10 protein-coding genes are annotated in these 10,729 nt (G+C 70.0%); 7 read left to right on the top strand and 3 right to left on the bottom strand.

Features of this window, described 5'->3' with window-relative positions; genetic code table 11:
- Positions 1-25 precede the first annotated feature (25 nt).
- Positions 26-562 carry a hypothetical protein gene (locus ABZ319_RS30990; RefSeq protein ID WP_354990066.1) on the bottom strand — a complete coding sequence of 179 codons (537 nt, stop codon included), beginning with the start codon at positions 560-562 and terminating at the stop codon, positions 26-28.
- A gap of 102 nt (positions 563-664) precedes the next feature.
- Positions 665-1,024, bottom strand: coding sequence for a hypothetical protein (locus ABZ319_RS30995; protein ID WP_354990067.1), 360 nt, complete (start codon positions 1,022-1,024; stop codon positions 665-667).
- Between the two features lie 280 nt (positions 1,025-1,304).
- Between ABZ319_RS30995 and ABZ319_RS31000 the strand changes: the two genes are divergently transcribed.
- The 3 genes from ABZ319_RS31000 to ABZ319_RS31010 are packed head-to-tail and all read left to right on the top strand — an operon-like array spanning position 1,305 to position 3,675.
- On the top strand, positions 1,305-2,318 hold the full coding sequence (locus tag ABZ319_RS31000; RefSeq protein ID WP_354990068.1) for a hypothetical protein: 1,014 nt from the start codon (positions 1,305-1,307) through the stop codon (positions 2,316-2,318).
- Positions 2,318-2,578 (top strand): DUF5703 family protein, encoded by a 261-nt coding sequence (locus ABZ319_RS31005; RefSeq protein WP_354990069.1) that lies wholly within the window; start codon positions 2,318-2,320, stop codon positions 2,576-2,578. Before ABZ319_RS31000 ends, ABZ319_RS31005 begins: the two co-directional genes overlap by 1 nt.
- Positions 2,579-2,595: 17 nt before the next feature.
- Positions 2,596-3,675 (top strand): quinone-dependent dihydroorotate dehydrogenase, encoded by a 1,080-nt coding sequence (locus ABZ319_RS31010; RefSeq protein WP_354990075.1) that lies wholly within the window; start codon positions 2,596-2,598, stop codon positions 3,673-3,675.
- A gap of 19 nt (positions 3,676-3,694) precedes the next feature.
- Here the strand turns inward: ABZ319_RS31010 and ABZ319_RS31015 are convergent, their stop codons facing one another.
- The gene (locus ABZ319_RS31015) at positions 3,695-4,081 is read right to left on the bottom strand and encodes a hypothetical protein (RefSeq protein WP_354990070.1); all 387 of its coding nucleotides are present in this window, start codon (positions 4,079-4,081) and stop codon (positions 3,695-3,697) included.
- Positions 4,082-4,901: 820 nt separating this feature from the next.
- Between ABZ319_RS31015 and ABZ319_RS31020 the strand changes: the two genes are divergently transcribed.
- From ABZ319_RS31020 to ABZ319_RS31035, 4 genes are all read left to right on the top strand, one after another.
- Positions 4,902-6,347, top strand: a complete 1,446-nt coding sequence (locus ABZ319_RS31020) for a PfkB family carbohydrate kinase (protein WP_354990071.1) — start codon at positions 4,902-4,904, stop codon at positions 6,345-6,347.
- A gap of 230 nt (positions 6,348-6,577) precedes the next feature.
- Positions 6,578-7,777, top strand: a complete 1,200-nt coding sequence (gene ribA, locus ABZ319_RS31025) for a GTP cyclohydrolase II RibA (RefSeq protein WP_354990072.1) — start codon at positions 6,578-6,580, stop codon at positions 7,775-7,777.
- A 68-nt stretch (positions 7,778-7,845) separates the two neighbouring features.
- Positions 7,846-8,523 carry a GTP cyclohydrolase gene (locus ABZ319_RS31030; RefSeq protein WP_354990073.1) on the top strand — a complete coding sequence of 226 codons (678 nt, stop codon included), beginning with the start codon at positions 7,846-7,848 and terminating at the stop codon, positions 8,521-8,523.
- 176 nt (positions 8,524-8,699) lie between these two features.
- On the top strand, positions 8,700-10,529 hold the full coding sequence (locus ABZ319_RS31035) for a long-chain fatty acid--CoA ligase (protein ID WP_354990074.1): 1,830 nt from the start codon (positions 8,700-8,702) through the stop codon (positions 10,527-10,529).
- Positions 10,530-10,729: the final 200 nt, after the last annotated feature.

Below are 10,729 nucleotides of genomic sequence, written 5' to 3' on the forward strand. Positions count from 1 at the left end.
CACCGCAGGGAACCCGATTCGAGCATCAGCCGCAGGCGCTGGTGCGATAGTCGGCCGAGCGCAGAATGCCGCACAGATCGGTGCGCGAGATCTTCCAGCGCCCGTCCTTGTTCACGAAATGCACCACCGTGGTGCGCACATTGGAGCCCGTGCCGTCCTTGTCCAGGCTCAGCGTCGCGGTCAGGGTGCCGTCGTGATTGTCGAACACCGGATCCTTGACCCCGTACACCGCGCGCGGATTGTCCTGCAGCGCTTTGTACATGTCCGGAATCGCGTCCTTGAACGCGTCCCCGTCCTCGATCAGCGCGGTGCGCTCGCCATCGGGCAGATTCGGATCCAGCGCCGACTTGATCTGCGCGTCCAATTCGGCCGCGGTCGGAATCGGCGGGCGCGCGGCACTGGTGGCCGCCACCGCCGCGGACGACGAACTCAACGCCGCATAGGCCGAGGAGCGCGCCGCCTCCACCGAAGCGTCGTCACCGGAACCATCACCGCAACCGGCCGCGCCGAGCACGGCGAGAACAACGGCGGCGGTGACGATGGGGGTGCGTGGAAAGGCCATCAACATCCTCGGGCTCGAACTGCGGTTGCTTGCCGACAGTCTGTCATGCGCGCGCGGCGGCGATGATCTCTGCGTCACAGCGCCCCGCACGCGGGCGCGCCTTCACATCCCGTCCAGGACCGCGCCCAGCCGGCCCAGCAGCGCGCGCACGGTCACCCCCTGCGCGGGCGCGGGCACCGGCGCCGCCTGCGGGATCAGATCACGCACCAGCGCGATCACACTGCGCTCGTCATCGAGATCGACATCGGTGACCCGCGCGACCGCCAGCGCCACCACATCCTCGGCCGCGGGCACCTCGGCCTCGAGATCGGGCCGATAGATCTCCAGGGTCAGCGTCGAGCGCACGGTCCGGAACGCGAACGAACGCCCGTCACCGGTCACCCCGAACCCGTGCGCGTACACGCCCACGGTCACATCCTCCACGGCGAAACCCGGCACGCCCGGGGTGTGCTCGCTCACCAACAGAACTCCCTGACCCAGCCCATAATCACCCTCCACGGTAACCGTGCCCACCGACATCACCGCCGAAACCCCATGTCACGTCACAGGACCGGCCGGCATCGGATGCCCGGGATCGGCCGGGTCCAAACGGGGGAATCCCGGTCATGCGGGAACGAACCCCGGCGTGCCCCGCATCACGGCGCGCCGATCACCGGCACCCCCGCCCACCGGCCCGGGTCGGGGATCATGGTCAGATTAACGAGCACGCATGATTTTGTCGGTCAGGTAAGGAGTTCGCTGCATGCGCCGTCGCGGCTGGATCCGGTCGGCCCTCGCGGGCGCGGCCGTGCTGAGTCTGCTGGCCGGATGCTCCTCCGGTGAGGACACCGCCGACAAACCCACCATCGAACCGCCCACCCCGGCCGCGGCCCCCGCCGTCGCGGGCGCCCCCGCGGGCGCCGTCATCGCCAGCGCGCCCATCACCGCCCTGCTCAGCGAACCGAAGACCGGCGTACTGGCCGAGGTGCTCGAGCCGGGAAACGTACTGCGCCTGCGTGATCCGGGCAGCGACCGCACCCGCACCCTGACCCTGCCCGGCAACGCCGCCGACCTCGCCCCCGGCGTACCCGGGGAGATCCTGGTCGCGGTCCCGGACGCGGTGCTGCGCGTGGAAGCCGCGACCGGGCTCAGCGCCCTGGTGCGCGTGGACGGGGACGTGCGCGCGGTCGCCCGCCGCGCCGACGGCGACCTGATCGCCGGGCTCGGCTCGGGCAAGGTCCTGATTCTGGGCGCGGACGGGGCTGTGCGGCAGACCATTTCGGGCCTGATCTCGGCCGACGAGGTCGACGCCACCGGCGAGGACATCGTGGTGCTGGACCGGCGCCAGACCATCATCAGCGAACTCAACCTCGACAAGGATCGGCCCGGACTGTCCCTGCGCGCGGGCGAAGGGGCCACCCGCATGATCGGGGACCACTTCGGTCGCCGCATCGTCACCGACACCATCGGTCACGAGCTGCTGGTCTACACCGCCGATCCGTTGGTCCTGCACCAGCGTTTCCCGGTAGGCTCTTCGCCCTACGCACTCGCCTACGATCAGCGGTCCGAGACCGTGTGGGTGACGCTGACAGGCCAGAACGAAGTCGTCGGCTACGACCTGTCGACGGGTATACCGGTGGAGGTGGGGCGCTACCCGACGGTGCGCCAGCCCAACTCGGTGACCATCGACGACCGCACCGGTGACATGTTCGTGGGATCCGCGACCGGCGACGGTCTGCAGCGGATCGGCGCGGACCAGCGGAAGAGAGGGCAGTGATGGCTCGGGCCTCACGATCAGCGCGATCAGCGCGCGACCTACCGGCGGGCTGGGAAGAGACCAGCGACGAGTACGAATACGTGCCGTTACGCCTGCCCCCGGAGATGAACCGGGTCACCGCCTCCATGCGCCTGAGCATCCAGGCCGAATTCGGCGGCTGGGAGTTATCGCGCGTGCGCGCCTACACCGACGGCAGCCGCCGCGTCCTGCTGCGCAGGCGAAAAAGTTCTCTATCCCCGACACCCGAGGCGGTGATGTAACCCGCATGTCCGAGCGCCTGTACGCCCTGCTGCTGAAGGTGATGTTCGTGCTCCCTCCCGAGCGCATCCATCACCTGGCCTTCGGTGCCATGAAACTGGCCACCCGATTCGCGCCCGGCCGCTGGGTGACCTCGAAACTGCTTGTCGCACAAGAGCCCACCCTGGCCACCACCGTGTTCGGGGTCGATTTCCCCGCGCCCCTGGGGCTCGCGGCCGGATTCGACAAGGACGCCGAGGGCGCCGACGCCTGGGGCCCACTGGGTTTCGGCTACGCCGAGATCGGCACCGTCACCGCCCAGGCCCAGCCCGGCAATCCCGCGCCGCGCCTGTTCCGGCTGCCCGCGGATCGCGCGCTCATCAACCGCATGGGCTTCAACAACCACGGCGCCGAAGCCGCCGCCGCGCACCTGGCCGGGCGCCGGCCCGGCGGGGTGCCGATCGGGGCGAATATCGGCAAGACCAAGGTCGTCGAACCCCAGGACGCGGCCGGCGACTACGCGATCAGCGCGAAGCTGCTGGGCCCGCTGGCCGATTTCGTGGTCGTGAACGTCAGCTCCCCCAACACCCCGGGCCTGCGCGATCTGCAGGCGGTCGCCTCCCTGCGCCCGCTGCTGCGCGCGGTGCTGGACAGCGTCTCGGTGCCGGTGCTGGTCAAGATCGCCCCCGATCTGAGCGACGAGGACATCGACGCGGTCGCCGATCTGGCCGTGGAACTCGGACTGGCCGGCATCGTGGCCACCAACACCACCATTCGCCGCGACGGGCTCAACACCGACCCCGAGGCGGTCGCCGCGCTCGGGGCGGGCGGCCTGTCCGGGGCGCCGGTGGCCGAGCGCTCGCTCGAGGTGCTGCGCCGGTTGTACGCGCGGGTCGGGGACCGGCTGGTGCTGATCTCGGTCGGCGGGATCGAAACCGCCGATCAGGCGTTCGAGCGCATCCTGGCCGGGGCCTCGCTGCTGCAGGGGTACACCGGATTCATCTACGGCGGGCCGTTCTGGGCGCGTCGCATCCATCGCGGACTGGCCGCCAAGCTGCGCGCGCACGGGTACGCGAATCTGTCCGAGGCCGTCGGCGCGGGGCACACCGCCCGCGCCTGACCCGGTCCGTCTCGGGGCGTCAGGCCCACAGATGCTGCGAGCGCGCCCCGGTGGCCGCGGGCGTGCGCGGGGCCGGGGTGCTGTACCAGCCGGCCATGACCGCCTCGGCGGTCCCGGTGTCCTGCGGGCGCGCGGCGGTGGCACGACGCTGGGCGCGCTCGGCCATGCGCTGGGCGAGCATGATGACCGCGTGCTCGACCAGAATGCCCAGGGCCGCGGCGCGATCGGCGGCCGCGCAGTGTGCGCTGTCGTCGAAGACCACCTCCGGGTCGGACAGGATTTCGTCCAATTCCATTCCGGCCCGGGCCTGTTCGCGGGTCAGGGTCGCCTCCGGCAGCCAGCTCAGGCACCAGAGTTGTTCGCCTTTGCCGCGAATGGCGAATTCGGGGGTGATGTCACTTGTCATCGCCCGGTGGGTGATAGCGATTGTCACAGCGTGGTCCTCCCTGGGCCGTGTGTGCGAGTACGGCGGTGTGGTTGTCGGGTCGCGTCGTCTCTGCTGTCTCACGTATCGAGTGCCGGGCGGTCGGTATTTCATCCAATGGTCCACTCCCGCCCGAATTGCCGGAATACCCCGCGGGCATTCCCGTAGTTTTTCCACTGCCTCTTGTCCGAGTTCCTCCCGGATGCCACGCCGCCCGGCACGCAAACGCCACCCCCGGGCACCCTCGGCGATGAGGGCGCCGGCGGTACGCCTGCCCACCGGAAAAGGAATGGGGTCACTGTCTGCCCCGCTCCATCATCCGCCGATGCGGTACCGCCATGACATGTTTCACCGTGGTTCCCCGCGTGCGCCCGCGCCCACCCCCGTACACGCGCTGGTTGCACCAGAACCTCCCGAACCGTCTGGCGGAGGCGATAATTCGCCGACACCAGTATGGCATTTGCCGCTCGTGTCCGGCATTTGCCACTACCACAAGGGAATTGACGATTCCTTTGTGGGATAAACCTGACCGCCGGTATCGTAGAGCGACACCACCGCCACCCCAAACACGCACGCGGGAACAGCTTCTCGGCGGATCCGCAGCACCATTGTCTGTTGCGCACCAAATCTGAAGATCGACGCTGGAATTAGTCGTGAAATACCGGCAATTGCTTCGGGCGCAGTGGAATTGACGCCGTCGTCCTATCGATCACACCCGCTCGAACAGTATCGTGGGGAGCGAATGACGAGAAACCACCCTTCCCGCCGAGCCGACCCGGTGCCGACCACTCAGGACCCCGGTATGGTCGCCGTGCGCGGGGTACTCACCCGGCTGCGCAAACGCTCGGGCCTGAGCCCGGACAGGTTGCACAGCACCGAGATCGACACCACCCCCCTGCTGCAACTGGCCGTGGTCCGCCGCTACGCGCATCTGCGCGCGCTGACCCCGCAGGCCGCGGCCCCCCTCGTCGTCGGGCAGCTCGCCCGCCGCCTCCCGCCGACCCAGCGCCTGATCGTGGACGCCGAACTGAGCCTGGGCCTGCTGCGCGACACCCCACCGGCGGGCCTGGACCTGGACCGGCTCTACGGACCCGATCTCGGCGAGCGCCGCGCCTACCTGGCCACGCACTGGCGGACCCTGCACGACGCCCTGGGCGCGGACCAGGTCCCGGCCGCCCCGAAAGTGCGCACCCTGCGCGACACCCCCGAAACCCAGGCCTTCACCGCCCTGGCCCGCCTGCTCACCACCGGCTCCGAACTGGACCTGACCCACCCCGGCGACCCTGGACGCTGCCCCACCGTGACCGTGGTCGGCGACGCGGTCGTCGACCAGATCAGCGTGGTGGAGACCTTCCCCGAGCCCGGCACCTCGCACTGGGGCGATTTCGTACGCCACCCCGGCGGCAAGGGCCTCAATCGCGCGGTCGCCCTGGCTCGCCTGGGCATCGACGCCCGCCTGGTCGCCACCATCGGCGACGACGGAGACGGCCACTGGATCGTGGACTACCTGCGCGCGCAGCGCGTGGACACCAGCCTGGTCACCGTCACCGACACCGCCCGCACCCCCGTCACCACCGTCATCCTCACCCTCGCGGGCGAATCCGCCGCCATCGCCTTCAAACAGGACCGCCTGCGCCTGACCGAGCGCGACATCGACAGCGCCGTGGTGCGCGCGGCCCTGGCGGCCTCGGACGCGGTACTGGTCACCTTCGAGCAGCCCATCGACATCGTCGCGCGCGTTCTGGCCATGGTGCACGCCATGGCCCCGCGCCCCTGGCTCATCGTCAGCGCCTCACCGCCCACGGTGCTGCCCCGGCACCTCTACCCGCACCTGGCCGCGGTCGACTACCTCGTCGGCACCGCCAAGGAACTCACCGCCACCTGGCCCGGCAGCACCGCCGAGGAATCGACCAACCGGCTGCTGCAATGGGGAGTGCACGCGGTCTGCCTCATCGACAGCCACGGATGCACCATCCGCTCACGCACCGCCCACACCCGGGTCCGGCACGTCAACGACACCGCCGACTTCGCCGCCGGCGCCTCCAGCGCCTTCTCCTCCGCCCTGGCCTACCGCCTCACCACCACCCGCCGCCCCGCCCAGGACGCCGACTTCGAATGGGTCACCGCCGCCATCTCCGCGCGCACCCCCGCCTCGAACATCCCCGAATCCATGCCCTCGATCCAGGGCATCGACGCCCGAGCCCCACTGACCACCGCGAATCGCGACCACACTCCGATAGCCAAGTGAGACAACCGCGCTCGCCCCGGGGCCGGGGCGCGATCGTGCGCCCGTGACCCGCGCCGAACGGCCGGACGCGGAGTCGGCCGGGGGGTGATCCCCCGCGCCCCGCGACGCGCCGCCATCGGCGAAACGCCCGCCGCGCGCGAAGAACGCGGGATTTTGGCCGTAGCATCTCGCGCGGGCCGATCCAAGGTGCGGTCAGCCGCATTCCGCTGACACGTACCGGAGGGTCACTGGTGACGCCGATCGCCGCGCTCGACGATGCCCGCGACCGGACGGCCGGGCGCACCACACCGGCCCCGCGCACCGACACCGCCATCCCCGCGGACCCGGCCCGAGCCGGCGGCACGTCCCCCTCACGCGAGCCCGACGCCCCGGCGTCGCCGCCGAGCGCCCCCGGCGCCGAGCCGCCGCCGGGATCGCCCGGCGCCACGACCGCGCAACCCACACCGCGAACACCGTGCCCCGGCGAGCCGGAACACCCCGCGCGCGTGGGCAACCCGGTCACGCGGCGATGGGCGCGCCTGCGGGGCGCACCGGCCCGCACCGGCACCCGCGCCGCCGATCACCCGGCGGCTGTCCTGCCGCCGGTCCCCGGCCTCGCGGCCACCCGGCACCGGATGACCCGGTACGGGCGCACGATCTCCACCCGGGTCCTACCGGTCGGGGACGGCGACCTCGACGGGCACGCACTGCTGTTCGGCGCTCTCACCGACGGGTGCCTGGTACGGGTGCACTCGCGCTGTCTGTACGGGGACGCCCTGCGATCGGACGACTGCGACTGCGGACCCGAACTGGACCTGGCCATGGACATGATCCAGGCCGAAGGCGCGGGTGTGCTCATCTACCTCGAACAGGAAGGACGCGGGGCCGGACTGGTCGCCAAGGCGCGCGGTTACGGTGTCAGCCAGCAGGACGGGCTCGACACCTTCGCCAGTTACGCGCGGCTGGGATTGGCCCCCGACGCCCGCTCCTACGATCATGCCGCCGAGACACTGAACCGGCTGGGCCTGCGCTCGATTCGTTTGCTCACCAACAACCCGGACAAAGTTCGTGCCCTGCGTGCGAGCGGGCTCGCGGTCGAGCACCTGCCCCTGCGCATTCGCCCCGCCAACCGCGCCACGGCACGCTATCTGGCCGCCAAACGGGCCGCCCGCGGGCACCGGCTGCCCCGTTTCTGGCTGTGGGAGCGGATAGCCCAGGGCGCGCTGATGCTCTGCTACGTCGGCCTCGTGGGCGGTGTGTGCGCGGTGCTGATCTGGAAAGTCGTGCCCGCCACCGTGTTCACCGAGGTACTCGGGCCCGGGCACACCCTGCCGGTGCTGCTCGGGCTGATCGCGGGACGCTGCGGCTGGTCGCGAACTCGCTTGTTGCGGGCGCGAATTCAGCTCTCCCGCGGACGCTGGGCCCGCGGGCGAATGCATCCGGATCGATAGCCGAGGCACGGTCGGCCCCGGCGCGGATCGGTCATAATGGCCAGAACCACACAGCAGCTGGAAGGCCCGTGAACGAGCGTCACTCGACCGCGCATGCACTGTCCCGCAAGGGCGGTGAGCTCCGGGTGCGACGGGTACTGGAGTTGCGGGCCGGGCGCGGGCAGCCGATTGTGGGGCACCTCATCGAATTCGGGGCGCACGACGCGATCAACGACTGCCTGGTGCGGATCCACTCGCGCTGTCTGTACGGGGACGCCCTGCGATCGGACGACTGCGACTGCGGACCCGAACTCGATCTGGCCATGGACATGATCCAGGCCGAAGGCGCCGGCGTGCTCATCTACCTCGAACAGGAAGGACGCGGGTCGGGCCTGATCGTCAAGGCGATGGGTCTGCGCCTGGGCGCCCAGATCGGGGTGGACACCTTCACCAGCTACCAGATGCTCGGGCACCCGATCGACTCGCGGTCCTACGAGCACGCCGCCGAGGCGCTCTCGGGCCTGGGACTGCGGTCGGTGCGCCTGCTGACCAACAATCCGGCCAAGGCCCGGGCCCTGCGCGAGGCGGGACTTCGGGTGTGTGAGGTTCCGCTGTGGACCGCCCCGCGCAGTGAGCGTGCCCGCCGGTACATGGAATCCAAGCATCGCCTCGGCGGGCATCGGCCCCCCGCTCCCGGGGCGCGCTGGGCGGTGCGGGCGGCCCGCGGCGCCTGGGGGCGTGTCCGATATGCCCGATTTTCTGGATGAGTGCTGTAGCGCGAGACACAGCTGCGATTTTCTGGCTACGATGAGTGAGCCGCGCCACACACAGGGCGTCGCGCCATCGCGTGAAGTGTTTGCCGTTCGTTCAAACGTCGGAGTTCGCGCAGGTCGGATGGGGTGCGCGTGTGGCGGGTGAAGCGAGAGGCAATCGGAAAAGGGCTATGACGACAGACATCGGTTATCCGCACAAATCGGGCAAAACGGTCTTCACGATTCCGGAGGCGTTCCAGGAGACGCTCACCCTGCGCCCCGAACAGGTGGCACTGCGGACGGTGGGCGGCACCACGGAGATCACGTGGGCGCAGTACGGGGAACACGTACGCAGCATCGCGGCCGGACTTGCCGGCTTGGGCGTATCGCACGGTGACACCGTCGGCATCATGCTCACCAACCGGCCCGAGTTCAACCTGGTCGACACCGCCGCCCTGCACCTGGGCGCGACGCCGTTCTCGATCTACAACACCTCCTCGGCCGAGCAGATCGCGCACCTGTTCACCAACGCCGGGAACAAGGTCGTCATCACCGAACCCGCCTTCCTGGACGCGGTCCGCGGCGCGGGCGTCGAGCTCGAGCACATCGTGCTGGTCGAAGGTAGTGCCGCGGGCACCGTCACCCTGGCCGAGGTCGAAGCCGCCCCCGCCGCCGACTTCGACTTCGACGCCGCGTGGAAGGCCGTCAAGGCCGAGGACATCGCCACCCTGATCTACACCTCCGGCACCACCGGACCCTCCAAGGGCGTGGAGCTGACCCACCGCAACGTGGTCGCTCAGATCTCGGGCCTGGTCACCGGCCCGCTCACGGTCGGCCTCGACGACCGCTCGGTGTCCTACCTGCCCGCCGCCCATGTGGCAGACCGCATTTCGGGCCACTGCGCCAACCTGTTCACCGGCGTGCAGATGACCACCGTGCCCGATCCGCGCGAGATCGCCGCCGCACTGCCCGACGCCCGCCCCACCGCCTTCTTCGGCGTGCCGCGCGTCTGGCAGAAGATCAAGGCCGGCATCGACGCCAAGCTCGCCACCGAACCCAGCCCGGTCAAGAAGTCCCTGGCGAACTGGGCCATCGGCGTCGGCGTGCAAGCCGCGCGCGCGGACCTGGCCGGCACCGGACGCGGCCCGCTGCTCAACGTGCAGCACAAGCTCGCCGACGCCCTGGTCCTGGGCAAGCTGCGCCACGCGCTGGGCTTCGACGAGCTCAAGGTCGCGGCCTCGGGCGCGGCGGCCATCCCGCCCGAAACCCTGGAATACATGCTCGGACTCGGCTTCACCGTCACCGAGGTGTGGGGCATGTCCGAAACCTCCGGCGTGGGCACCTACACCCCGCTGAACAAGCCCAAGCCCGGCACCGTCGGCATCCCCATGGAAGGCGTGGAAGTGCGCCTGGGCGAGGACGGCGAACTGCTGCTCAAGGGCGAGATCGTCACCCACGGCTACCGCAAGATGCCCGACAAGACCGCCGAGGCCATCGATTCCGACGGCTGGCTGCACACCGGCGACGTGGCAACCATCGACGGTGACGGCTACATCTCCATCGTGGACCGCAAGAAGGAACTGATCATCAGCGAGGCGGGAAAGAACCTGTCTCCCACCAACATCGAGAACAGCGTCAAGGCGCAGTCCTCGCTGATCGGGCAGATCGTGGCCATCGGCGACGCCAAGCCCTACATCGCCGCGCTGATCGTGCTCGACCCCGACACCGCGGTCGTGCGCGCCAAGGCCCTGGGCATCCCCGACGCCGACCTCAAGGCCCTGTCGGTGCACCCGGAGATCATCGAGGAGATCAAGGCCGCGGTCACCGCCGCCAACGCCAAACTCTCGCGCGTGGAGCAGATCAAGCGCTTCGTCGTGCTGGACGCGGGCTGGGACCCCGGCGGTGACGAGCTCACCCCCACCCTCAAGCTCAAGCGCAACCCCATCACCACCAAGTACGCGGCCGAGATCGCCGCGCTCTACACCACCCCCGCCCCGGAGAACGTGATCAACCTGTCCTGATCCCCGGGACCCTGATCGTCGGGTAAACCGCTGTGGCCCTGGAGTCGACGCTCCAGGGCCACAGCCATCTCCGGGGGGCCGATCACCGCGCGGGCCGATGCGCCCGCATCGAGCGCGAATCCCGGAAAGCGCCGTGGGGGCCGGCGCGCGGCCCGCGGGCCCCGCCCGGGCGCCACGAAAAAAAAACAGTTTTATTGTTG

Origin of the sequence: Nocardia sp. NPDC005978 (genome assembly GCF_040614455.1) — a bacterium.
Classification (GTDB): Bacteria; Actinomycetota; Actinomycetes; order Mycobacteriales; family Mycobacteriaceae; genus Nocardia.

Coding starts and splice junctions, on each gene's coding strand:
- ABZ319_RS30990 (WP_354990066.1), bottom strand. CDS start 562: ATGGCCTTTCCACGCACCCCCATCGTCACCGCCGCCGTTGTTCTCGCC.
- ABZ319_RS31000 (WP_354990068.1), top strand. CDS start 1,305: ATGCGCCGTCGCGGCTGGATCCGGTCGGCCCTCGCGGGCGCGGCCGTG.
- ABZ319_RS31005 (WP_354990069.1), top strand. CDS start 2,318: ATGGCTCGGGCCTCACGATCAGCGCGATCAGCGCGCGACCTACCGGCG.
- ABZ319_RS31015 (WP_354990070.1), bottom strand. CDS start 4,081: ATGACAAGTGACATCACCCCCGAATTCGCCATTCGCGGCAAAGGCGAA.
- ABZ319_RS31020 (WP_354990071.1), top strand. CDS start 4,902: ATGGTCGCCGTGCGCGGGGTACTCACCCGGCTGCGCAAACGCTCGGGC.
- ABZ319_RS31035 (WP_354990074.1), top strand. CDS start 8,700: ATGACGACAGACATCGGTTATCCGCACAAATCGGGCAAAACGGTCTTC.